This is a genomic window from Nocardia sp. 149-1B (assembly GCF_057747975.1).
This window is the reverse complement of the sequence record NZ_CM173233.1, coordinates 2,145,325-2,166,522: the sequence shown is the minus strand read 5'-3', so window position 1 is coordinate 2,166,522 and position 21,198 is coordinate 2,145,325. Positions and strand designations below refer to the sequence as shown.

General features: G+C 70.7%; 23 protein-coding genes. 11 read left to right on the top strand and 12 right to left on the bottom strand.

Annotated elements, in window-relative coordinates; genetic code table 11:
* Positions 1 to 16: 16 nt before the first annotated feature.
* The gene (locus AC3ANS_RS10395) at positions 17 to 439 is read right to left on the bottom strand and encodes a hypothetical protein (protein ID WP_488296088.1); all 423 of its coding nucleotides are present in this window, start codon (positions 437 to 439) and stop codon (positions 17 to 19) included.
* Between the two features lie 27 nt (positions 440 to 466).
* Between AC3ANS_RS10395 and AC3ANS_RS10390 the strand changes: the two genes are divergently transcribed.
* Together AC3ANS_RS10390 and AC3ANS_RS10385 are read left to right on the top strand one after the other, a co-directional pair.
* Complete coding sequence (locus tag AC3ANS_RS10390; protein ID WP_488296087.1) at positions 467 to 2,170, top strand: alkaline phosphatase D family protein; 1,704 nt, start codon at positions 467 to 469, stop codon at positions 2,168 to 2,170.
* A 51-nt stretch (positions 2,171 to 2,221) separates the two neighbouring features.
* The gene (locus AC3ANS_RS10385) at positions 2,222 to 2,977 is read left to right on the top strand and encodes a DinB family protein (RefSeq protein WP_488296086.1); all 756 of its coding nucleotides are present in this window, start codon (positions 2,222 to 2,224) and stop codon (positions 2,975 to 2,977) included.
* 63 nt (positions 2,978 to 3,040) lie between these two features.
* On the opposite strand, the gene AC3ANS_RS10380 is transcribed toward AC3ANS_RS10385, so the two are convergent.
* Positions 3,041 to 3,181: a hypothetical protein gene (locus tag AC3ANS_RS10380; protein ID WP_488296085.1), complete on the bottom strand. Its 141-nt coding sequence runs from the start codon at positions 3,179 to 3,181 to the stop codon at positions 3,041 to 3,043.
* 132 nt (positions 3,182 to 3,313) lie between these two features.
* Here AC3ANS_RS10380 and AC3ANS_RS10375 point away from each other — a divergent pair, with 132 nt between their 5' ends.
* From AC3ANS_RS10375 to AC3ANS_RS10360, 4 genes are read left to right on the top strand one after another with little or no spacing between them, the layout of a single operon-like run.
* Complete coding sequence (locus AC3ANS_RS10375; protein ID WP_488296084.1) at positions 3,314 to 3,781, top strand: helix-turn-helix transcriptional regulator; 468 nt, start codon at positions 3,314 to 3,316, stop codon at positions 3,779 to 3,781.
* A 17-nt stretch (positions 3,782 to 3,798) separates the two neighbouring features.
* A complete protein-coding gene (locus AC3ANS_RS10370; RefSeq protein WP_488296469.1) occupies positions 3,799 to 4,206 on the top strand; it encodes a VOC family protein in 408 nt (135 codons plus the stop codon).
* Between the two features lie 21 nt (positions 4,207 to 4,227).
* Positions 4,228 to 4,464, top strand: a complete 237-nt coding sequence (locus tag AC3ANS_RS10365) for a DUF1059 domain-containing protein (RefSeq protein ID WP_488296083.1) — start codon at positions 4,228 to 4,230, stop codon at positions 4,462 to 4,464.
* Positions 4,465 to 4,491: 27 nt separating this feature from the next.
* The gene (locus AC3ANS_RS10360; protein WP_488296082.1) at positions 4,492 to 6,882 is read left to right on the top strand and encodes an ATP-binding cassette domain-containing protein; all 2,391 of its coding nucleotides are present in this window, start codon (positions 4,492 to 4,494) and stop codon (positions 6,880 to 6,882) included.
* A 69-nt stretch (positions 6,883 to 6,951) separates the two neighbouring features.
* Here AC3ANS_RS10360 and pgfA read toward each other — a convergent pair whose 3' ends face one another.
* The 5 genes from pgfA to AC3ANS_RS10335 form a co-directional block, all read right to left on the bottom strand.
* A complete protein-coding gene (pgfA, locus tag AC3ANS_RS10355) occupies positions 6,952 to 7,881 on the bottom strand; it encodes a cell envelope lipid trafficking protein PgfA (RefSeq protein WP_488296081.1) in 930 nt (309 codons plus the stop codon).
* 88 nt (positions 7,882 to 7,969) lie between these two features.
* The gene (locus AC3ANS_RS10350) at positions 7,970 to 8,692 is read right to left on the bottom strand and encodes an ABC transporter ATP-binding protein (protein WP_488296080.1); all 723 of its coding nucleotides are present in this window, start codon (positions 8,690 to 8,692) and stop codon (positions 7,970 to 7,972) included.
* Positions 8,689 to 11,469, bottom strand: coding sequence for an ABC transporter permease subunit (locus AC3ANS_RS10345; RefSeq protein WP_488296079.1), 2,781 nt, complete (start codon positions 11,467 to 11,469; stop codon positions 8,689 to 8,691). The genes AC3ANS_RS10350 and AC3ANS_RS10345 overlap by 4 nt, the downstream gene beginning before the upstream one ends.
* 93 nt (positions 11,470 to 11,562) lie before the next feature.
* Positions 11,563 to 12,762, bottom strand: coding sequence for an ABC transporter substrate-binding protein (locus tag AC3ANS_RS10340; RefSeq protein ID WP_488296078.1), 1,200 nt, complete (start codon positions 12,760 to 12,762; stop codon positions 11,563 to 11,565).
* Positions 12,763 to 13,206: 444 nt separating this feature from the next.
* A complete protein-coding gene (locus AC3ANS_RS10335; protein ID WP_488296077.1) occupies positions 13,207 to 13,707 on the bottom strand; it encodes a GNAT family N-acetyltransferase in 501 nt (166 codons plus the stop codon).
* Between the two features lie 129 nt (positions 13,708 to 13,836).
* Here AC3ANS_RS10335 and mraY point away from each other — a divergent pair, with 129 nt between their 5' ends.
* The gene (gene mraY / locus AC3ANS_RS10330; protein WP_488296076.1) at positions 13,837 to 14,922 is read left to right on the top strand and encodes a phospho-N-acetylmuramoyl-pentapeptide-transferase; all 1,086 of its coding nucleotides are present in this window, start codon (positions 13,837 to 13,839) and stop codon (positions 14,920 to 14,922) included.
* Here mraY and AC3ANS_RS10325 read toward each other — a convergent pair.
* Both AC3ANS_RS10325 and AC3ANS_RS10320 read right to left on the bottom strand, forming a co-directional pair.
* Complete coding sequence (locus AC3ANS_RS10325; protein WP_488296075.1) at positions 14,901 to 15,485, bottom strand: VanZ family protein; 585 nt, start codon at positions 15,483 to 15,485, stop codon at positions 14,901 to 14,903. The genes mraY and AC3ANS_RS10325 overlap by 22 nt on opposite strands.
* Before the next feature lie 24 nt (positions 15,486 to 15,509).
* Positions 15,510 to 16,445, bottom strand: coding sequence for a GNAT family N-acetyltransferase (locus tag AC3ANS_RS10320; protein ID WP_488296074.1), 936 nt, complete (start codon positions 16,443 to 16,445; stop codon positions 15,510 to 15,512).
* An 80-nt stretch (positions 16,446 to 16,525) separates the two neighbouring features.
* Here AC3ANS_RS10320 and lepB point away from each other — a divergent pair, with 80 nt between their 5' ends.
* Positions 16,526 to 17,266 carry a signal peptidase I gene (lepB, locus tag AC3ANS_RS10315; protein WP_488296073.1) on the top strand — a complete coding sequence of 247 codons (741 nt, stop codon included), beginning with the start codon at positions 16,526 to 16,528 and terminating at the stop codon, positions 17,264 to 17,266.
* On the opposite strand, the gene AC3ANS_RS10310 is transcribed toward lepB, so the two are convergent.
* The 3 genes from AC3ANS_RS10310 to AC3ANS_RS10300 all read right to left on the bottom strand — a co-directional run bounded on the left by AC3ANS_RS10310 (position 17,260) and on the right by AC3ANS_RS10300 (position 19,744).
* Complete coding sequence (locus AC3ANS_RS10310; protein ID WP_488296072.1) at positions 17,260 to 18,063, bottom strand: DUF2817 domain-containing protein; 804 nt, start codon at positions 18,061 to 18,063, stop codon at positions 17,260 to 17,262. The two genes, lepB and AC3ANS_RS10310, sit on opposite strands and share 7 nt — an antisense overlap.
* A gap of 67 nt (positions 18,064 to 18,130) precedes the next feature.
* The gene (locus AC3ANS_RS10305) at positions 18,131 to 19,012 is read right to left on the bottom strand and encodes an LLM class F420-dependent oxidoreductase (RefSeq protein ID WP_488296071.1); all 882 of its coding nucleotides are present in this window, start codon (positions 19,010 to 19,012) and stop codon (positions 18,131 to 18,133) included.
* A gap of 9 nt (positions 19,013 to 19,021) precedes the next feature.
* Positions 19,022 to 19,744 carry a M50 family metallopeptidase gene (locus AC3ANS_RS10300; protein WP_488296070.1) on the bottom strand — a complete coding sequence of 241 codons (723 nt, stop codon included), beginning with the start codon at positions 19,742 to 19,744 and terminating at the stop codon, positions 19,022 to 19,024.
* Between the two features lie 55 nt (positions 19,745 to 19,799).
* Here AC3ANS_RS10300 and AC3ANS_RS10295 point away from each other — a divergent pair, with 55 nt between their 5' ends.
* From AC3ANS_RS10295 to AC3ANS_RS10285, 3 genes are all read left to right on the top strand, one after another.
* Complete coding sequence (locus AC3ANS_RS10295) at positions 19,800 to 20,024, top strand: hypothetical protein (protein ID WP_488296069.1); 225 nt, start codon at positions 19,800 to 19,802, stop codon at positions 20,022 to 20,024.
* The gene (locus tag AC3ANS_RS10290) at positions 20,021 to 20,455 is read left to right on the top strand and encodes a hypothetical protein (protein WP_488296068.1); all 435 of its coding nucleotides are present in this window, start codon (positions 20,021 to 20,023) and stop codon (positions 20,453 to 20,455) included. The genes AC3ANS_RS10295 and AC3ANS_RS10290 overlap by 4 nt, the downstream gene beginning before the upstream one ends.
* A gap of 74 nt (positions 20,456 to 20,529) precedes the next feature.
* On the top strand, positions 20,530 to 21,189 hold the full coding sequence (locus AC3ANS_RS10285; protein WP_488296067.1) for a lysoplasmalogenase: 660 nt from the start codon (positions 20,530 to 20,532) through the stop codon (positions 21,187 to 21,189).
* Positions 21,190 to 21,198: the final 9 nt, after the last annotated feature.

The window sequence follows — 21,198 nt, the reverse complement described above, 5'->3', positions numbered from 1 at the left end:
CACCGTCAGCGCCGGGTCAGCGCCGGTCGGAGCCCGCGGCCTGCAGCCCGGCGGCGAGCAGCACCACGACCCCGGCGGCGAGCTCGGTGACGAGCACCCGGTGGGGGTTGTCGAGGAACACCGCGAACAGGACGAGCAGCACGCCGCAGAGGCCGATCAGCCCGAGCGCGGGCTTCGCGGGCAGCGAGGACCGCAGCCACATCGCGGCCACGATCACCACGGTGCCGATCAGGCTGCCCCGGTAGCCGGCCCACATGCCGGGACCGTCGGTGGGGTAGACCAGCCAGGTCGCCAGGAGCAGACCGATGCCGCCGGCGAGGGCCAGCAGCCACCCGAGGGGCGCCACCACGGGCACGGGCTCGACGGGCGTGTAGGCGGCGGTCGGGTGCGTCGCGGGGGACGCGGGGACGTGGGAGGTGCGCTGCACAGGGGTCGCCATGGGCGACAGCGTATTAGGTTCGGTCCCATGTCGGATCTGGTGCTCGGCCCCTTGCTCAGGTACGTCGACGCCACGTCCGCCACGATCTGGGTCGAGACGGCCGGTCCGGCCGAGGTCGTGGTGACGGCGGGGGAGCAGCGGGGATCGGCCCGGACCTTCGGCGCGCACGGACACCACTACGCCCTGGTCGAGCTCACCGGGCTCGAGCCGGGCACGAAGACGCCGTACGTCGTGAGCGTCGACGGCGCCCAGGTCTGGCCGCCCGACGACCCGGAGCTCGCGGACTTCCCGCCGTCGGTGATCCCGACGCTGGAGCCCGGCAAGCCACTGCGGATGGCGTTCGGGTCGTGCCGGGTCAGCGTGCCCCACGACGAGGACGGCACCGCGGAGTTCGGGGTCGACGCACTCCGGGCGTATGCGCTGTTCATGGCCGGGATCACCGCGGCGGAGTCCCCGGAGTCCAGCGAGAGCGAGCGGTGGCCCGACCTGGTGCTGTTCCTCGGCGACCAGGTCTACGCCGACGAGACCAGCGACGAGATGCGAGAGTTCATCCAGGAGCGGCGCGACCCGGAACAGCCACCGTGGTTCGAGCTGAAGGACTTCGAGGAGTACGCCCACCTCTACGCGATCTCCTGGCGCGAGCCGGCCAACCGCTGGCTGCTCTCGACCCTGCCGAGCGCGATGATCTTCGACGACCACGACATCCGCGACGACTGGAACACGAGCTGGTCCTGGCGCCAGGACATGGAGGCCACGTCGTGGTGGCACGACCGGGTGGTCGGCGGGCTGGCGTCGTACTGGGTCTACCAGCACCTGGGCAACCTCGGGCCCGAGGAGCGCGGGGCCGACGAGCTGTGGAAGCGGATCACGGCGTACGACGGCGGCCCCGACGGTCAGCAGGAGCTCGACGTGTCCGACGCACTGGACGCGCTCGCGGATCGCGCCGACCAGCACCCCGAGACCTATCGCTGGAGCTACTCCCGCGACTTCGACACCCAGGCCCGGCTGGTGGTCGTCGACTCCCGCGCCGCGCGGGTGCTCGAGCCCGACCACCGCTCGATGCTCGACGAGGGCGAGCTGATGTGGCTGGACGCCCAGCTGCAGGGTGACGTCGACCACCTGCTGGTCGGTACGTCGCTGCCGTTCCTGCTGGCGCCGGGCCTGCACCACATCGAGTCGTTCAGCGAGTCGATCGCCGAGGGCGCCTGGGGCGGGCCGGGCAAGGCCCTGGGGGAGAAGGCCCGGACCGCCGCGGACCTCGAGCACTGGGCGGCGTTCGAGCAGGGCTTCCGCGACGTCGCCGAGATCGTGCTCGAGGTCGCCTCGGGACGGCGCGGCCGGGCACCTCGCACGATCACGTTCCTCTCCGGCGACGTCCACCACAGCTACGTCGCGGAGGCCCACCCGCGCGGCGGCCTGGTGGCCAGCCGGATCGTGCAGGCCGTCTGCTCGCCGATCCGCAACCCGCTGCCGCCGGCGATGCAGAAGTTCATGACGGCGGCCTCGAAGCGCCCCTCCGGCATCGTCGGTCGGCTGCTGTCGCTCGCAGGGCGGGTCCCGCTCGAGCCACTGCGCTGGGGCGTGATCCAGGGTCCGTGGTTCGACAACAACCTGGCGATCCTGGAGCTGGGGGCCGGCGGGCTGCGGATCTGGTGGGTGGCGGGCGAGGTCGAGGGGCGGCCGGAGCGGCCCCTGCTCAAGCGCGTGGCGACCGTCGACCCCATCGGCTGACGCGCCGCCATCGGGATGCCCGCCGTCGGTGCCGCCCTCTACGGTCAGCGCATGGTCGAACACATCGAGGAAGATCTCAGCGGGTCGCGGTTCGAGAACGTCGACCTCCAGCGGTCGCGGTTCCACAACGTCGACCTGAGTGGCGCGGTGATCCGCGGGGCGCTGATGCTCGACGCCGAGATCGACGGCGACATCGAGGGCCTGCGGGTCAACGGTGTCGACATCGCCCCGCTGGTCGAGGCCGAGCTCGACCGGCGCCATCCCCAGCGGGCCAAGATGCGACCCACCGACGCCGACGGCTTCCGGTCGGGCTGGGCCGCGCTCGAGCCGCTCTGGGCGATCACGGTCGAGCGGGCCCGCCGGCTGCCCCCCGAGCTGCTCGACGAGCGCGTCGACGGGGAGTGGTCGTTCATCGAGACGCTGCGGCACCTGGTGATGGCGACCGACGCCTGGGTCGGCCGCGCGCTGCTGGGAGACCCGGAGCCCTACCATCCGCTCGGCCTGCCCCACACCGAGATGGGCGACGTGCCCGGGGTGCCCAACGACCCGGACGCCCACCCGACCCTCGATGAGATCCTGGCGGTGCGAGCCGGGCGGATGGCCACGGTCCGCGACGTCCTCGCGAGCTTGACCGACGAGCAGCTGGCCGGGCAGACCGACCCGGTCGACGCGCCCGGCTACCCGCCGCCGGAGTCCTACGCCGTCCAGCGCTGCCTGCGCGCCATCCTCAACGAGGAGTGGCACCACCGGCTGTTCGCCGAGCGCGACCTCGACGTGCTGGAGCGCCGGCAAGGCGACGGTGCCTGATCGCCGGCGCCGAGCTCCTGCGCCCGAGGGGTGCGGCGGTGGAGGCGTCAGGCGCTGGAGGGGTCAGGCGCAGGCCGCCCGGACCTCGCGCGGCTGGCACTCACAGCCGTCGCACGCCAGGTAGACGTGCAGCTCGTGCCCGCACAACGGGCAGGGCCGCTCGCGCGACAGGTGCTCGGTGCTGGTCTCGACGGTGTCCCACATGACGGCTCCCTTCCCTGCTTCCGGTGGCGCCCGGCCCACTCTCGAGGAGGGCCTCGGTGCGCCACCGGATACCTGTGACCATCGGCCGGTCCTCGCGGGACCAAAGAGAACCGCCGGGACCAGTACGCCCGGATGTGGCACGATCCCCAGGTGACGCCTCCGCCGGTCAGGACACCCGACTTGGCTGACCTCGCGCGGCTGCGGCGGGTCCGCGACCGGATCGACCGCGACTACGCCGAACCGCTGGACGTCGAGGCGCTGGCGCGCGGCGCGAACATGTCGGCCGGACACCTCAGCCGCCAGTTCAAGCTCGCGTACGGCGAGTCGCCGTACGGCTACCTGATGACCCGGCGCATCGAGCGGGCGATGGCGCTGCTGCGCCGCGGTGACCTGAGCGTCACCGAGGTCTGCTTCGCGGTGGGCTGTTCCTCGCTCGGCACGTTCAGCACGCGCTTCACCGAGCTGGTCGGGATGCCGCCGAGCGCGTACCGGAGGGCGACGGCCGGCTCGTCCGAGGGGATGCCGTCGTGCGTGGTCAAGCAGGTCACCCGACCGGTCAGGAATCGAGAAGCGCCGGCCCCGCAGCCGCACCTAGCCTGACCGCCATGACAACCGCCATGGACCTCAGCATCCACACCACCGCCCTCCCGCACGTCGACCCGGAGGAGTCGCTGGCGTTCTACCGAGACGCCCTCGGCTTCGAGGTGCGCAGCGACGTCGGCACCGGCACCATGCGCTGGATCACCGTCGGCCCCGTCGGGCAACCCGAGACGTGCATCCTGCTCGGGCCGCCCGCGGCCGATCCCGGGATCACCGAGGACGAGCGCCGGATGATCTCCGAGATGATGGCCAAGGGCACCTTCGGCTGGATCCTGCTCGCCACCCACGACCTCGACGCCACCTTCGACCAGGTGCAGGCCACCGACGCCGAGGTCGTCCAGGAGCCGACCCTCCAGCCGTACGGCATCCGCGACTGCGCCGTCCGCGACCCGGCCGGCAACCTCGTCCGCATCCGCGAGCTCTGACCCCGGCAGGAGGACCCAACCATGAAGACGATGACCTGCCGCCAGCTCGGCGGGCCCTGCGACCTCGAGCTCCGGGGCTCGAGCGCCGACGAGGTGATCAAGGCCCAGGACAAGCATCTCCGCGAGGCTGTGACGGGTGGCGATGCCACCCACGAGCAGGCTCTCCAGGAGATGAAGGGCCGCTGGAAGCACCCGCTCAAGGGCATGGGCTGGTACAAGGACGCCAAGCGGCAGTTCGCTGCGCTGCCTCCCAGCTGACGACACCCACGAAGGAGACACCACCGGATGGCCGCGAAGACCGAGGCGGCGGCGTACCCGCCGTACGCCGCGGACAGCCACGAGCTGATCCGCGTCCATGGAGCCCGGGTCAACAACCTCAAGGACGTGCACGTCGAGATCCCCAAGCGCCGCCTCACGGTGTTCACCGGGGTCTCCGGGTCGGGCAAGAGCTCGCTGGTCTTCGACACGATCGCCGCGGAGTCGCAACGCCTGATCAACGAGACCTACAGCGCGTTCCTGCAGGGGTTCATGCCGAACCTGACCCGCCCCGACGTCGACGTCCTCGAGGGGCTGACGACCGCGATCATCGTCGACCAGGAGCGGATGGGCGCCAACCCACGCTCGACCGTGGGCACGGCCACGGACGCCTACGCGATGCTGCGGATCCTCTTCAGCCGTCTCGGCGACCCACACATCGGCGGCCCCACGGCGTTCTCGTTCAACGTCCCGACCCGGACCGCGAGCGGAGTGATGAGCACCGAGAAGGGTGGTCGCGTCGAGCGCAACGTCGTCCGCAAGGCGGTCTACCTCGGCGGGATGTGCCCGCGCTGCGAGGGCATGGGCTCGGTGAGCGACTTCGACCTGACCGCCTTGTACGACGACAGCCGGTCGCTCAACGAGGGCGCGATCACGATCCCGGGCTACAGCATGGAGGGCTGGTACGGCCGGATCTTCCGTGGCTGCGGCTGGTTCGACCCCGACAAGCCGATCGCGAAGTACAGCAAGTTGGAGCTCGACACCCTCCTGTACAAGGAGGCGACCAAGATCAAGGTCGACGGGATCAACCTCACCTACCTCGGCCTGATCCCGCAGATCCAGAAGTCCATGCTGTCCAAGGACGTCGAGGCGATGCAGCCACACGTCCGCGCGTTCGTGGAGCGGGCGATCACGTTCACGACCTGCCCGGACTGCGGCGGCACCCGGCTCAGCCCGGAGGCCCGCTCCTCGAAGATCGCCGGGCTCAACATCGCCGACCTGTGCGCGATGCAGATCACCGACCTCGCGGCCTGGGTCCGCGACCTCGAGGAGCCCACGGTCGCGCCCCTGCTGACCGGGTTGCAGCACCTGCTCGACTCCTTCGCCGAGATCGGCCTGGGCTACCTCTCGCTCGACCGGCCTGCGGGCACGCTGTCCGGGGGAGAGGCCCAGCGAACCAAGATGATCCGCCATCTCGGGTCCTCGCTGACCGATGTCACCTACGTGTTCGACGAGCCGACGATCGGGCTGCACCCGCACGACATCGAGCGGATGAACCAGCTGCTGCTCCAGCTGCGCGACAAGGGCAACACGGTCCTGGTGGTCGAGCACAAGCCGGAGACGATCGCGATCGCCGACCACGTCGTCGATCTCGGTCCCGGCGCCGGCAGCGGCGGGGGAGAGGTGGTCTTCGAGGGGACGTACGACGGCCTGTGCAGCGCCCCCACGATCACCGGTCGGCACCTCGGCGATCGAGCATCGCTCAAGGCGGCGGTCCGCACCGCGACCGGCGCCCTGGAGATCCGGGGGGCCTCGACCCACAACCTGCGAGACGTCGACGTCGACATCCCCCTCGGGGTCCTGTGCGTGCTCACCGGCGTCGCCGGCTCCGGCAAGAGCTCGCTCGTGCAGGGCTCGGTCGCAGGCCTCGAGGGAGTCGTGCTCATCGACCAGGCCGCGATCAAGGGCTCCCGGCGGAGCAACCCGGCGACGTACACAGGCCTGCTCGACCCGATCCGCAAGGCGTTCGCCAAGGCGAACGGCGTCAAGCCCGCCTTGTTCAGCGCCAACTCCGAGGGCGCGTGCCCGACCTGCAACGGGGCCGGGGTGATCTTCACCGAGCTGGGCGTGATGGCGACGGTGGAGTCGCCGTGCGAGGACTGCGAGGGCAAGAGGTTCCAGGCCGCGGTCCTGGAGTACACCTTCGGCGGCAAGGACATCAGCGAGGTGCTCGCGATGCCGGTGTCCGAGGCGTTCGAGTTCTTCGGAGAGGGCGAGGCGGCAACACCGGCCGCGCACAAGATCCTCGCCCGGCTCGCGGACGTGGGCCTGGGTTATGTCAGCCTCGGCCAGCCGCTGACCACCCTGTCGGGAGGGGAGCGGCAGCGCCTGAAGCTCGCCGCGCAGATGGGCGACAAGGGCGAGGTCTACGTGCTTGACGAGCCGACCACGGGGCTGCACCTCGCCGACGTCGAGCAGCTGCTCGGTCTGCTGGACCGGCTGGTCGACTCCGGGCGCTCGGTGATCGTGATCGAGCACCACCAGGCCGTGATGGCGCACGCCGACTGGATCATCGACCTCGGCCCCGGGGCCGGTCACGACGGCGGCCGGGTCGTGTTCGAGGGCACGCCCGCGGACCTGGCGTCATCGCGTGCGACGCTCACCGGGAAGCACCTGGCGGCGTACGTCCAGGAGACCTAGCAGTGGGACCCGCCGACCGCCGCCCCGCCGGACGGGACGGCTGTCGAGGTGGGTCGACGCGCAGTGTGTTCAGACGCCGGCGGGCTCCTTGGTGGCGTGGCCGACTTCGTGCTCCTCGGTCCTGCGGCGGCCCCGGACCAACAGCAACAGCCCGGCCGCCAGAACGGGGACGCCGGCGACGAAGCCGACGATGGGGACGATGACCTCCAGCGTCCGCAGCAACGACAGCGAGTCGTTGACGTCGTCGACATTGGCCTGGATCTGCTCGTCGGTGAACTGCAGGTCCAGCTCGAGGATCGTCTCGACACCAGAGGCGATCCGCTCCTGGTGGACCACCTGGTTGATGATCTTTCCGGTCTTGGGCTCCACGTAGTACGTGTAGGTCGCGTAGTAGGTGCCCTCGATGTCGGCGACCAGGTTCACCGGCCCGACATTGGTGGTGTACTCGTAGACGTAGACGTCAAGGCCATCGATCTTGTCCTCACCCTGGTACTCCGCGTCGACCGCGGCCCCCACGATGTCGTCCCAGACCGGATAGGTCGTCTTCTCGGCGTTGAACGGGAACTTGTTCTGCAGGCCGTCGAGCTGCGGGGCGCCCTCCGGCAGGTAGCCGTCGTTGTCGACGGTCATGCCGGTGTGCCGATCGACCGCGAACATCGCCTGCTCGGCGCTGATCAAGCGACCCTGCGGGTCGTTCTCGTCCACGCAGCCGTCGATCCCGTCGGTGTCGTGGACCAGGCACAGCGAGGTCACGAACACCGCGACGTCGCCGTCGGACTTCTCGGAGTCGACGTCGTTCTGGCTGTACGCCTTCACCGGCCCCTCCTCGAGCACGAACTCGTCGTTCGGGGTGCTCGCGGTGCCCGAGAGGACGGTCGTGTCCGCGGTGTCCAGTGGCGTTCGCTCGACGACCCCGGGCACCCAGGTGAGGGCTACGACGGCCGCGGCGAGCAGGAACGCACCGAGCCCAACGAACAGGAAGGGACCAACCTTGCGCATGACGCCTCCTCGGCGAGTTGTGGTGCCAGGTGATGATTGAATCGGATCGAGCGAGTATCGGGTACGGCGACGAAGTCAGTGGTGGGAGTCAGCGGGCTTCGGCGGGCACCCCCAGGTAGGTGCGCACGAGCTCTCGCTCGTCCAGGTCCGTGGACTTGCCCACGTACGACGGGGATCCGTGGTCCATCAGGACGACCTGGTCGGCCAGGTCGAGCGCGCGGTGGACGTACTGCTCGACGATCAGCAGTGCGATCCCCGCCTCGGCCAGGACGCGGAGCGACGCGAAGATCTCGTCGACGACCTTGGGCGCGAGCCCCATGGAGACCTCGTCGAGCGAGACGATCGCCGGCTTGGCGAGATAGGCGCGCGCGAGGGCCAGCATCTGCTGCTGACCTCCCGACATCGTCCCGGCGACCTGGTCCAGGCGGTCGCCGAGCACGGGAAAGGCCTCGAGCGCCTCGTCGACGGCGGCGCCACGTCGCCACGGGGGGACCTGCAGCCGGAGGTTCTCGCCCACGGTCAGGCTGCGGAAGATGCCCCGGCCCTCGGGGATCAGGCAGAAGCCGGCCTTGGCGCGCTGGTGTGGCGCACGGCGGTTGACGACCTCGCCGGCGAGCCGGATCGTCCCACTCGTGGGCCGGAGCAGGCCGGCAGCGGTGCGGAGCACGGTGGTCTTTCCGGCACCGTTCGCGCCGAGCATCGCGGTGACGGTGCCGGGGGAGACCGCGAAGCTCACGTCGCGCAGCACGGTGGTGCGGTCGTAGCCCGCCGTGACCCGGTCGAACTCCAGGATCGGAGCGGTGGTGCTCATCGGTGCGCCTCCTCGGCGCCGGCCGAGGCCGGGCTCAGTCCGGGTTCGCCCTCGGCGACCACGGTGACGCCGGTGGCCAGGGCGTCGAGCTCGGCGTCCGGCTCGTCGCCGAGGTAGGCCGCCTGCACGACCGGTGCAGCCATCACCTCGGCCGCGGTGCCCTCGAACACCGGGCGACCGAAGTCGAGGACGTAGACGTAGTCGCAGATGCTCGTCACCAGGCTCATGTCGTGCTCGACGATGAGGATGCCGACCCCGCGCTCCTGCACGACCCGGGTCAGCACCTCGGCGAACCGCGCGGTCTCGGCACGGTCCAGGCCGGACGATGGCTCGTCGAGCAGCAGCAGGTGGAAGGGGCCGGCCAGGCATCGCGCGATCTCGACGAGCCGCCGCTGGCCGGTGGAGAGCGCTCCGACCGTACGGTCCGCGATGTCGTCGAGCCCGCACAGCGCGATCGACTCGGCAGTGATGGCGTCGATCTCGTGCCGGTCGGCGCGGGACGCGGCGAGGTGGGTGAGCGGGTTGGTGCCCGCCCGGCTCGCCTCGGCGCCCATCGCGACGTTGTCGCGCACCGACATCGAGTCGAACAGCTCCATCTGCTGGAACGTCCGCCCGAGCCCTCGCCGGGCCCGGGCGGCGGGACCCAGCCGTCCGGCATCGCTCCCGTCGAGGACGACCCTGCCGCCGGTGGGCCGGATCAGCCCGGAGCAGGCGTTGAAGGTGGTGGTCTTCCCGGCCCCGTTCGGGCCGATCAGCCCGGTGATGCGCCCGGTCGGCGCCGAGATCGTCACGCCGTCGACAGCGACCAGCCCGCCGAACTGGACCCGCAGGCCGTTCACCTCGAGCGACCCGGCCTGCACGGGGGGACGTACGGACGCCTGGTCCAGGACGTCCGCCGGCGGGCGGGCGCGGACGGCGCGCTGCTTCCCCGTCTCGAAGGTCGGCAGCGGGATCCGCGCGAGAAGAGCCACCATCGCCGGCCGGCACCCGATGAACAGGGCCAGCAGGCCGATGACGAGCGTGACGTAGCCCTCCGTGTTGGGGCCCTGCGTGAAGACCAGCGGCAGGCTGGGGAACACGAAGACCACGAACGCCGCGAGCACGGCGTACCACGGGTCGCGTCCGATGCTCACGACCACGGTGACGAAGAGGATCAGCGACAGGATCGGCTGGTAGCTGTCGCCGCTGACGAACGTGACGGTGGCACCGTGCAGAGCTCCGGCCGCCGACGCGATGAAGGCGCTGAGGCAGAAGACGAGGACACGCGTCACGTTGATCGAGGCGCCGGCCGTGGACAACCCGGTCGGACTGTCGGTCATGCTGCGCAGCAGCCGGCCCAACCGGGTGGCCGTGATCGTGAGAATCCCCACCGCGGTGACGACAGCGAGCGCCAGGACCAGGTAGTAGTAGCTGCGATCGGACTCGAAGCCGCTCGGCCGAGGGATCATCAGGCCGGCTCCGAAGGAGCCGAACATGAAGTCCTCGGAGTAGAACATGAACTGCAGCAGGATGCCGAAGCCGAACGTCGCGAGCGCGAGGTAGAGCCCCGACAGGCGGATCGCGGGGATCGCCAGCAGCGCTCCGACCGGGATCGCGATCACGCCGCTCAGCACCAGCGCCACCCACCAGCTCACGCCGTGCTCGTTGACGAGGTTCGACATCGCGCAGACGCCGATCGCCATGAAGCTCACATGCGCCAGCGACACCTGACCGGACGTGCGCACCAACAGGCCCAGCGAGAGGAACACGAGCAGATAGCAGAGCCCTGTCGTCCAGCTGGCGATCGCATCGGGGAACAGCGACGGGGCGAGCAGGAGCACGATGAGCGTCGCCGCGCCGAGGACGGCCTGGACCGGCCACGGGGCGCGCCGACCGGTGGTGAGCCGAGCCGTCGACTGGTGCTCGACCAGTCGACGCCTCGGCATCACCAGCAGCACCACGAAGAGCACGAGGAACGGCAGCGCGGGCGCGAGCCCGGACCAGAACCCGTCGGAGATGTACTTCGTGCACAGCGCCTGGGCGAGACCGATCACCATGCCACCCAGGTAGGTGAGTGGGATGTTGGTGAACGCTCCGATCGCGGCGGCCCCGAAGGCGGTGACGACCATGAAGGTCAGGGTGATCCCGTCGATCTGGGCGAGCAGGGGAGCGAGCAGCGCGCCGGCGGCGCAGGCGAACGACGAGCCGATCATCCACGCGAGCCGGCGTACCGTCACCGGGTTGGTGCCGGCGAGGTCGAGCAGGTCGGCGTTGTCGACCACCGCGCGCATCGCGGTGCCGGTGCGGGAGAGCCGGAAGAAGAGCCAGAGCGCGACGGTGGCGGCCAGCGAGATGCCGATGATGATCAGCTGGAACGCCCGGACCTTCGTCTCCCCGACGTCGAAGGAATCGGTGGGGAGGAACTGGTCGACCTGCCGCAGTGTGCCGCCGCTCGTGCCGTAGATGATGCCGAGGGCCGCCTGCACCACGATCAGCACGCCGACCGTCGCGGTCACCCTGCTGACCAGGGGCGCATCCGTGAGCGAGCGCGCGAGCACCTCGTAGCCGAGACCGAGGACCGGACCGAGCACAAATACGCACACGACGGCCGCGACCTGCCAGCTCAGGTCGTGGCTGACAGTCAGGGTGTAGAAGAGGAACGCCGCGATCGTGGCCGTGGCCCCGTGAGCGAAGTTGAAGACGCCGGACGTCTTGTAGGTCAGCACCAGGCCGGTAGCGGTGAGCCCGTAGACCGACCCGGTGACCACCCCGGCGAGCAGGTAGGGCAACAGTTCCATGCTCTGGTCTCCTGACTCAGAACTTCTCTGTCATCGTCGCGGCGCTGGGACCCGGGACGTGCCGGCTCCCAGCGCCGCGACAGCGGTTCGGCGTCACGCGAGGTTGGCGGACTTCAGGATCACGTCGATCAGGTCGTCGGGGGCGCAGGTGTACTTCAGGCCCTCCGGCATCGTGAACTCGCCGTCCTCGATGCCCAGGGTGAAGTAGCAGTTGACGATTGTCGGCCGGCCCTCGGTGAAGGTGAGGGGAACCGTCAGGCCGTCGAGGGTCTCGCCCTTCATCTGGTAGAGCCCGTCGATGATCGACTTCGAGGTGACCTCGTCGGTTCCGCCGAGCTCGACCGCCTTCTTGAACAGCTGCACGGCGATGAAGGAGTTCATCGGGAGCGGGCCGTTCTCGCCGCCGATGTCCGGGAGGTACTTCGCGAGCAGCTCCTGGTACGCCTTGGTCCCCGGGGTCGAGTCGTCGACGAACGGCACCGTGGAGCCGACCGCCACCGTGCCGTCGAGCTGGGGGATGTCGGCGAAGAGCGACCGCACGGTCGCATCGGCCGTCACCAATCGCGCCTTGAGGCCCTGATCGGCGCAGGCCGCGGCGACCTTGGCGACGACCGGCCCGTCGGCCGCGACCTTGTAGGTGTCGACCTTGGCGTCGATCAGCGCCTGGCAGGCCGCGGTGAAGTCGCTGGCCGTGGAGGAGATCTCCACCTGGGGGTCCGTCGTGGTGCCGAGCAGGCCGTCGAGCACCGGGGCGAACTCCTTCGAGGAGGCGCACTGCGGGGACTCGGCACAGTAGAGGTTCCCGACCTTCTTGCCATAGCGCGAGCCGACCTCGCCGATGCCGTAGCCCATCGCGTAGATGTTGGCGCCGGTCGGGAAGAACAACGGGTTGGTGACGTACGGCGTGTTGACGTTCAGCCCGCCGATCACCGGGATGCCCTTCTGGGCGGCGTACTGCTGCCACTGGGCGTCGGTGTTGCTGGTCTGGCCGACGATCGCGACGACGCCGTCCTTGTCGATGAGCTCCTTGACGGCCGCGGGGCCGTCGGTGCCCTCCATCGTGGTCTCCTTGCTGACCAGCTTGACCTGCTTGCCGTCGATCCCACCGGCGTCGTTGAGGGCCTCGACCGAGGCCTCCATGACGTCCATCATCGCGCTCGGCGCACCGAGCGTGCCGATCACGATGGTGTCGCTCTCGGCGCCACCGCCGCCATCGGAGCCGGTGTCGGCACAGGCCGCCATCGTGGGCAGCAGCAGGGCGACCAGCCCGGCCGCGATCCTCGTAGTCCGCATGTTCTCTCCCTCTTGAGACCGACCTCACACGGACGGTGTGTCAACGTAACGGCGCTGACGGCCCCGCCGTGCACCCTTTCGAGGCGGAGCCGTCCGAATCCTGACCTTGTTGTCCGACTCCCTCAGTCGTGACGCAGATCACCCGGGCTCAAAGTAGAACGTGTTCTCGTCTGCTGCAAGCAAAATCGCCCACTTCGTCACGCGTTGTTCGTCGCGCCGGTGTCGGAGAACTCGCGCCGCGCGACATGTGGGTCAGCACCTGACACTGAGTCTCGAGCCTCGCCTGGACCCGGACGCAGGGCGTCCACCGCTCAACGGCGACCATCACCTCCGACGACCCTGACGACCCCAGGTCGGTAGATCGCCGATAACTGACATTATGTCAGGTAACGTCCAGAGGCTGCCCGCACGATCACCGCCGCTGACGCCGCTCCCACTGCCCCATCACGTCCCCGTGACACGCTCGCGGACCATCCGCCGCTCCACTCCGACGGGCTCGGTCTTCGAGGCTCCGTCGAACCGGAAGCGTTGCCGCTGATAGAACTCGATCGCACGTTCGTTGCCGTCGAGCACCCAGAGGTACGCCGCCGCCGCGCCGATCGCCTCGTGCAACAACGCGTAGCCGACGCCGTGGCCATACGCCTCGGCGCGGACGTACAGCGCCCAGACCTCCCGGTCCGGGAGGTCCGCGTGGGGCTCGTCGCGCCCCGGACCGGTGCTGACGAAGCCCAGCAGCCGGCTCTGGTCGTCACTCCAGGCAAGAAGTGTCCGGCTCTCGGGACGCGCGATGTTCTGAGACCAGCGCGCGATCCGCTCCGGACGGCTGGTGCGCCTCTCCCGCAAGATGTCCAACGCCACGAGATGGCCGTACGCCTCGTCCCAGACGTCCAGGTGGAGATCCGTCAGAGCCTCGGCGTCGGCGACGTCGGCGGGTCGGATCAGCACGAGCGAAACGCTAGTGTCCCGGTGGGTCGGCCGTACCGCCCGGCCCCGCTCCCCCACAATTGCTCCGTGACGAGTCCCTCCTGCTCGAAGGGATCGACCATCCGGGTGGCCGAGAGGGGCTGAGGTTCGTTGCGGGCAATCCTCCTGAGCGGCGGCCTGGCCGTGATCTGCTCGCTCCTGGGCACCCGGCTGGCCATCGGGTGGTTCACCCGGCACGGGTTCGGCCAGCCCATCCGAGACGACGGACCGACGACCCACCACGTGAAGCGCGGTACGCCGACCATGGGCGGGGTCGCGATCCTGCTGAGCGCCACGGCGGCGTACCTGGTCGCGACCGCCCTGAACCGCGGGTGGCCGAGCGCCAGTGCGCTGCTCGTGCTCCTGCTGTTCCTCGGCTGCGGGCTGATCGGGTTCCTCGACGACTTCATCAAGGTCTACACCCAGAACAACGCCGGCCTCAGCGGCCGGGCCAAGATCGCCGGCCAGACAGCGGTCGCACTCGCCTTCGGCATCCTCGCCACCAGCTTCTTCGCCGACGAGCGGGGCATCCGGCCGGCGTCGCGGCACCTCTCCGCCATGCACGACTGGGGCGTCAAGCTCCCCCTGGTCGTCGTGCTGCTCCTGATCTGGTTCATCGTCACCGCGACCTCCAACGCCACGAACCTCACCGACGGTGCCGACGGGCTGCTGGCCGGCGCGGCGACCCTGGTGTTCGGCGCCTACACGATCGTGAACGTCTGGCAGAACAACCAGCTCTGCGGCTCCTCCCGGGCCACGGTCGTGCAGTCGCAGTGCTACCAGGTGCGCGACCCGCTCGACCTGGCGGTGTTCTCGGCTGCGATCGCCGCGGCCTGCCTCGGGTTCCTGTGGTGGAACGCCAAGCCGGCCCGGATCATCATGGGCGACGTCGGCTCCCTGGCCCTGGGCGGCGCGCTCGCCGGGCTGGCGATCCTGTCGCGCACCGAGCTCCTCATGGCCGTCATAGCCGGGCTGTTCGTGCTCGAGACCATGTCGGTGCTGATCCAGATGAGCTACTTCAAGCTGACGCGACGGCTCACCGGCACCGGGCGCCGCATCTTCCGGATCACCCCCATCCACCACCACTTCGAGCATCTCGGGTGGGACGAGATCACCGTGGTGATCCGCTTCTGGATCGTCGCGGGCGTCTGTGTCGCCGGCGGCCTCGGGATGTTCTACGCCTCCTGGCTGGCCTGAGTCGCCGTCGGCGAGGTCTCCCCCGGCGCGCTCGGCCGCCAGCGGAACCGGTCGACGAGGACGGCGGCGCCCGGCACCCGGCCGAGCACCCAGAGCAGCCCCGCACCGACTCCCCCGCCGACGACGTTGAAGATCAGGTCGTGCACGTCGGCGACGTGGCCACCACCCAGGACGGACGCGGTGACGAGCTGCGTCACCTCGATCGCGGCGCTGACGACCGCGCACGCCACCACAGCGCCCCACCACCGCATGGCGAGCAGCGCCATCAGGATCCCCAGAGGCACGAAGACCAGGACGTTCATGGCCGCGTCGGCCAGCTCGTAGTCCGCCAGCGGCGACAGCACGAGGTAGTCGCTCCACCGAGCGTTGCCGGACGGCTTGTCCAGGAAGATCGGGAACACCGTGTTCGCCACCACGCCGGCGGCGTACACGCACAGCGCAAGGGCGACCGCCACCCGCGGGGCCGAGAGCCGGCCGGTGCGGTGCAGGTGCCAGGTGAGCGCCGCGAAGAGCGCGACAGTGGCTGGGAGCACGACCGGCAGCACCGGGACTTCACGGAACACGATCAGGAGCATACTCGGTATGCATCAGGCCCTCGGTGGCACGTCCCGGTCGGCGAAGACCAACCGGACGGCTTCCGCGTCACTCGTCCCGGCAACGGGCTCGCGCCACTGGAGGCGGAGGCCGACGCGCTCGGCCGTCACCCGGGACGCCTGGTTGTGCTCGAGGAGACTCGCGACGACGGGTCGGCGCGCCTCGACGCGACGGGCGGCCGCCAGCGCCGCCGCGCCGATCTCCGCGGCCAGCCGGTGCCCGTGCGCTTCGGGACGGAGTCGGTAGTAGAGGTTCCACCAGTCCTCGGGCGGCTCGACCGCACAGCCGCCGACCCCGATGAACTCCCCCGCCGCCAGACCGTACGCCGACCTCCGCAGCCGGGCTGACCAGTACCCGAGGCCGTCGCGCCGCCACTGCTCCTCCATCGCCGCGACCTTGCCGCGGGAGTACGCCACGCTCGGATGCCGCCCCTCGGGTCGGTGGACCCAGACGCGCTCGTCGGCATGCAGGGCGGCGACGTCGTCCAGATCGGCCAGCGACACCGGTTGGAGGACCAGCCGCTCGGTCACCACCTCCGTGACGTCGCGGGCACCTCGCAGCGCCGGCAGGACGCGGTCGCGCAGCAACGGCGCCAGGTCGTCATCGGTGGCGTCGAGTGGCGACCATCGCAGCTCGGCGATCTCCCCGGTCGGCCCAGGCTCCCCCGGCAGCGCCGCGCGATAGACGGTGGAGCGGACCGTCCGGCCCGGCTCGTTGGCGGCCGCGGCGGTGAACTCGCCGAGCAGCTCGAGATCGGCGACCACGAGGCCGACCTCCTCGGCCACCTCACGGCACGCGGCCTGAGCGGGCGACTCCCCCGGCTCGAGCTTGCCGCCCGGGAGCATGAACATCGCCGTACCGTGCTTGCGCACGGTGAGTACGGCGCCGTCGCGGACGAACACGACCGCGGCCACGACGATCGACTCCATGCCCCCATCTTGGCCGACGACCCCAGCCCGACCCGCTACCGCCCGCGGACGGGCAGCGGCGCGTGCGTACTCTCCAGCCTGTGACTACTCGGAAGCGGCGTCTGAACTGGTGGCAGGAGTCCCTGCTCATGCTGGGGATCGCGGTGATCCTCGCGGTCGTCATCAAGACGCTGTTCCTCCAGGCGTTCTACATCCCCTCCCCCTCGATGGTCCCGGGGCTGGTGAAGAACGACCGGATCCTGGTCGAGAAGCCGTCGTACTGGTTCGGCGGCGAGCCGCAGCGCGGCGACGTCGTCGTCTTCAAGGACCCCGGCGACTGGCTGCCGCCCGAGGACAAGGCCGGACCCACGAACCCGGTGGCCGAGCTGATGACCAAGGTCGGCCTCTACCCGACCGGCGGTCACCTCGTGAAGCGCGTGATCGGCGTCGCCGGCGACACGATCTCGTGCTGTGACGCGCAGGGGCGCCTGATGGTCAACGGACACCCGCTGGACGAGGACTCCTACGTCAACGACGCGGCCACTGCGGAGTGTCGAGGCCCCGAGGGGCCCGGCGGTCCGGAGAAGTGCCAGTGGACGGCCGGCCCGGTCCCGAAGGGACGCCTGTTCGTGATGGGTGACAACCGCTACCACTCGGGCGACTCCAGCTACCACCTGTGTGCTCCCGGTGACGCCGCCTGCGATCCGGACGAGGCGTACGTCGACGTCGGACTCGTGGTCGGCCGGGTCTTCGCGGTGATCTGGCCGCGCGACCACATGACCTGGCTGCACCGGCCCGCGACGTTCGCCGACGTGCCCGGACCCGGCAGCGCGGGTCAGTAGGCCAGGGCTGCCCGCAGCAGGGCCGGGCCGGCCGAGCGCACGAACCCGCGCGCCGGGTGCTCGCGGAACTCCACGGTGATCGCGGTCCCCGGGTAGTGCGCGTTGTACCAGCCGGTGAGCGTCGGGGCGTTGTCGGAGCCGCCTGGCTGCAGGTCGCCCGGCGGGTTCGGGTCGTCGGGTGGCGTGGGCCCGCCGATGCCGATGCCGCGCAGCGGGAGGTGGAGGTAGCGCGACAGGCGGCGCTGGAACGGCCGCGGCTTGTCGGCGCAGAACCCCACCTCGCCGTAGGGCTGGTGCAGCGAGGTCAGGAAGTCCGGTTGCACCTGGCGCAGGAACCGCAGCATCGCCCGGGTCTCCGGCTCGGAGGCCGCGCGCGGACCCGAGTAGGTGATGCCGTGCGCGGTGCGGCGCCAGTTCATCGGCCAGTTGCGGTTGAGGTCGACGCCATGAGCGTTGGTGCGGGTGCCGCGGGCCAGACCGTCGGGGTTCATCGTCGGGACGATCCACACGGTGGTGTCGTCGCGGACCGGGACGTGGTCACGGGTCCAGCGTGCCGTGGTGACCCCCGCGGGCTCGTCGCCGTGCATCTGCCCGAGCACCACCACCGTGCGGGAACCGTCCGCAGGGCCCTTCCGGTAGGCCATGATCGCGCGCCCTCGCACGGAGTGCCCGATGATCTGCGTGGCGGTCACGCGGTTGGTGCGGGTCACCCCGTCGTCGGGCGCCGACGTCGCTGCGGGGCTCGCGCCGGCCCAGGGCAGCACGACTGCGACCAGCAGCCCGACCAGGATCCGCACATCCGCCTCCTCGACCCAGCGATCCTACGGACGATCGGTCAGGTCAGGACGGACCTGAGTGGGTCGATCAGATCTCGGCGAGCCGCGGTAGGACCGACTCGCACACGGCGGACGTCCACCCGACCGGGTCGTCGGCCGGCGGGACCATCATGACCAGGCTGATCCCGAGCTCGGCGTACCGCCCCATGTCGGTGAGGAACGCGTCGGCGTCGCTCACCGGGTCCGGCCCGCCCGGCGCACCGCCGATCATCGTCTTCTCGATCTCGGCGTAGTCGCGGCCGACGTCGTCGCAGTGCCGTCGCAGCACGTCGAGCTTGTGCCGGACCGCCTCGGGGCCCTCCGGGAACAGGTTGCACGCGTCGGCGTACTGCGCCACCAGCCTGAGCGTCTTGCGCTCCCCTCCCCCGCCGATCAGGATCGGCGGGTGCGGCCGCTGGACGGGCGGCGGCACGCAGACGGTCTCGGCCAGCTGGTAGTGCCGGCCGTCGAAGGGCCCGTCGTCCTCGCTCCACATCTGCCGGCAGATGAGCAGGGTCTCCTCGAGCCGCTCGAAGCGCTCGGACATCGACGGGAACGGCACGCCCAGACCGGCGTGCTCGCGGTCGTACCACGCGGCACCGAGGCCGAGGACCGCCCGGCCGCGCGAGAGCACGTCGAGGGTCGTGACGATCTTGGCGAGCAGGCCCGGGTGTCGGTACGTCGTGCCGGTCACCAGCAGGCTGAGCCGGACGTTCTCGGTGATCCCCGCGAGGTACCCGAGCGTCGTGTAGCCCTCGAGCATCGGCTCACCCGGACCGCCGAGATTCTCCATCTGGAAGTAGTGGTCCATCACCGTGAACAGGTCGACCCCGCCCTGGTCCGCGACCCGGGCGGTCTCGGCCAGCCGGTCGACGAGCTGGGAGCCCCAGTCGGGGCCGGAGAAGTTCGCGTAGTGGATGCCGATGCGCACGAGCCGAGCCTAGGCCGACGCTCCCAGGAGCCACCCGCCGCCGAGCACGAGCGCGCCGAGCGTCGCCGCCAGGAACACCCCGACCCACACCAGCCCCGGCACCCCGGTCAGCCGGGCCAGCACGTCGGCGTCCGACGTGCGGGCACGGCCACCACGCCGATGCGCCTGCAGCTCGAGCACCGGGCGCGGTGACCCGAGCAGCAGGAACCAGGTGCCGACGTACGCCACCGCTGTCTGCACCGTCCCGCTCCCCCACCAGGTCACCGCGAACGCTGCGAGTCCGGCGACGCCCACGGCGTACAGCCCGTAGAAGTTGCGGATCTGGAGCAACAGCCCGGCCAGCAGGAGGACGGCCAGCCACAGGACGGCCAGCGCGTGCCGCTCGCGCAGGAGGTACGCCGCGCCGAGTCCGAGCGCAGCCGGGCCCAGGTAGCCGGCGAGGGTGGTCACGACCATCCCGAGCCCGGTGGGCCGCCCCCGCGACACGGTCAGGCCGGAGGTGTCGGAGTGCACGCGGATGCCGGACAGCTGACGGCCGCTGAGCAGCGCGGCGACCCCGTGGGCGCCCTCGTGGGCGATCGTGATCAGGTGACGTCCCACGTACCAGCCCGTCGGCACCACCACGAGCAGGAGTGCGCCGGCGCCCGCGAGCACCGCCATCCCCTGCTCGGGAGGCGGCTGGCGACCCGCGATGTCGGTCCACACGGAGGACAGCACGTCGCGGAGAGCCACCCCACCAGCCTGCCCGACAGGCGTGCGGTCGCGCCGTCCTGGGTACGCCGCAGCCATGACCGAACAGCACAGCAGTGAGAAGCTCGAAGCCATCCAGGCGGTCGTCGACCGCGTCAGCTCCTGGCAGGACGGCGCCCCCGAGGGGACCGTCGAGAAGGAGCTCCGCGACGGGTTCGCCGAGGCAGGGGTCGACGTCTCCGAGGCCGAGCTGACCAAGCTGGCCGAGGCGATCCAGGCCGAGCACGGCGCTGTCTCCGCCGCGGACGTCCTCTCGGCATGAGCGGTCCCGACGCCGACCACCGGCGGCCCGAGGGGGTGGACGACGCGACCGTCGAGGCCCTGGGCAAGCTGTCCGAGGCGCTGGAGGCGGCCGAGGTCGCTCGCGGGCACCTCTACACCTTCCACCGGCTCTCCGGCACCACCGACCTGACGCTCGGCGATGCCGTCGCTCAGCTGCGCGAGGCCGGCCACACCGACCTCGCCGATCGCATCGACCGCGAGCTGGTCGGTCGCAACGTGATCCCCGGGCACTGGACCTTCCAGATCGTCGAGGCCTATGACGACGGCTACTACGCGACGTTCAAGGAGCTGGAGCAGGCGGCCCGCGAGGAGCTCGTGGGCGGGAGGCGGCACCTCTACGAGGCCGAGATGAAGGAGGACCGGCGTACGCGCGGCGCGCCCGGGCACGAGGCCACGCCGGACGACCTCTGACGCCGAGGGCCCGGACCTGGTAGGAATCGCCTGACCTCACTCGCGGGGTCCGACCTCGACGAGCGGAGCAGGCGATGTCCCAGGAACACCCTCGCTGGCAACGGGCGGCCGGCGCCGCGTTCGGCGCGCTCGCCCTCACCGACGCCGTGCTCGCCGCGGGCCCGCACCGGTGGCAACGAGCCCGCCGGATCACCAAGCCGCTGCTGATGCCTACGCTCGCGGCCAGCGCCCGGAGCGAGCGCCGACTCTTGGGGGCGCAAGCGTTCTCGTGGGGCGGGGACCTGGCGCTCCTGGGCGAGGGCCGGAGCGCGTTCCTGGCCGGTGTGGGGAGCTTCTTCGGCGCCCACGTCTCCTACGTCGCGGCCTTCCGGTCGCGTTCGTCGAGCCCGGTGCTCGCGACGCCGGGGCGCCGGCGCTTCCTCGCGGTCGGTGGGGTCCTGGCCGCCGGCATGGGTCTCGCGGCGGCTCGTGAGGACCGCGCCGTCGCCGGTCCCGTCGCGGCGTACGGCCTGGCCCTGGCGTCGATGGTCGCCTCGGCTGCGGCCATCGACCCCGAGCGCGGCCGCGACCGGGTGCTCCGGGGCGCCGTACTGTTCCTCGTCTCCGACGTCGTGCTCGGACTCCGCACGTTCGTGGTCGGCGAGGAGGGCTCGGCGTCCTCCGCGCTCGAGGGCGTGGTGATGGCGACGTACACCGCCGGGCAGTGGTGCCTCGCCGACGGCATGCGTGGCTAGTGTCGACGC

What these genes read in the sequence shown, in the direction of transcription:
- AC3ANS_RS10395 (WP_488296088.1), bottom strand. Translation starts at nt 439, where the DNA reads ATGGCGACCCCTGTGCAGCGCACCTCCCACGTCCCCGCGTCCCCCGCG.
- AC3ANS_RS10390 (WP_488296087.1), top strand. Translation starts at nt 467, where the DNA reads ATGTCGGATCTGGTGCTCGGCCCCTTGCTCAGGTACGTCGACGCCACG.
- AC3ANS_RS10385 (WP_488296086.1), top strand. Translation starts at nt 2,222, where the DNA reads ATGGTCGAACACATCGAGGAAGATCTCAGCGGGTCGCGGTTCGAGAAC.
- AC3ANS_RS10380 (WP_488296085.1), bottom strand. Translation starts at nt 3,181, where the DNA reads ATGTGGGACACCGTCGAGACCAGCACCGAGCACCTGTCGCGCGAGCGG.
- AC3ANS_RS10375 (WP_488296084.1), top strand. Translation starts at nt 3,314, where the DNA reads ATGTGGCACGATCCCCAGGTGACGCCTCCGCCGGTCAGGACACCCGAC.
- AC3ANS_RS10370 (WP_488296469.1), top strand. Translation starts at nt 3,799, where the DNA reads ATGGACCTCAGCATCCACACCACCGCCCTCCCGCACGTCGACCCGGAG.
- AC3ANS_RS10365 (WP_488296083.1), top strand. Translation starts at nt 4,228, where the DNA reads ATGAAGACGATGACCTGCCGCCAGCTCGGCGGGCCCTGCGACCTCGAG.
- AC3ANS_RS10360 (WP_488296082.1), top strand. Translation starts at nt 4,492, where the DNA reads ATGGCCGCGAAGACCGAGGCGGCGGCGTACCCGCCGTACGCCGCGGAC.
- pgfA (WP_488296081.1), bottom strand. Translation starts at nt 7,881, where the DNA reads ATGCGCAAGGTTGGTCCCTTCCTGTTCGTTGGGCTCGGTGCGTTCCTG.
- AC3ANS_RS10350 (WP_488296080.1), bottom strand. Translation starts at nt 8,692, where the DNA reads ATGAGCACCACCGCTCCGATCCTGGAGTTCGACCGGGTCACGGCGGGC.
- AC3ANS_RS10345 (WP_488296079.1), bottom strand. Translation starts at nt 11,469, where the DNA reads ATGGAACTGTTGCCCTACCTGCTCGCCGGGGTGGTCACCGGGTCGGTC.
- AC3ANS_RS10340 (WP_488296078.1), bottom strand. Translation starts at nt 12,762, where the DNA reads ATGCGGACTACGAGGATCGCGGCCGGGCTGGTCGCCCTGCTGCTGCCC.
- AC3ANS_RS10320 (WP_488296074.1), bottom strand. Translation starts at nt 16,445, where the DNA reads ATGGAGTCGATCGTCGTGGCCGCGGTCGTGTTCGTCCGCGACGGCGCC.
- AC3ANS_RS10295 (WP_488296069.1), top strand. Translation starts at nt 19,800, where the DNA reads ATGACCGAACAGCACAGCAGTGAGAAGCTCGAAGCCATCCAGGCGGTC.
- AC3ANS_RS10290 (WP_488296068.1), top strand. Translation starts at nt 20,021, where the DNA reads ATGAGCGGTCCCGACGCCGACCACCGGCGGCCCGAGGGGGTGGACGAC.
- AC3ANS_RS10285 (WP_488296067.1), top strand. Translation starts at nt 20,530, where the DNA reads ATGTCCCAGGAACACCCTCGCTGGCAACGGGCGGCCGGCGCCGCGTTC.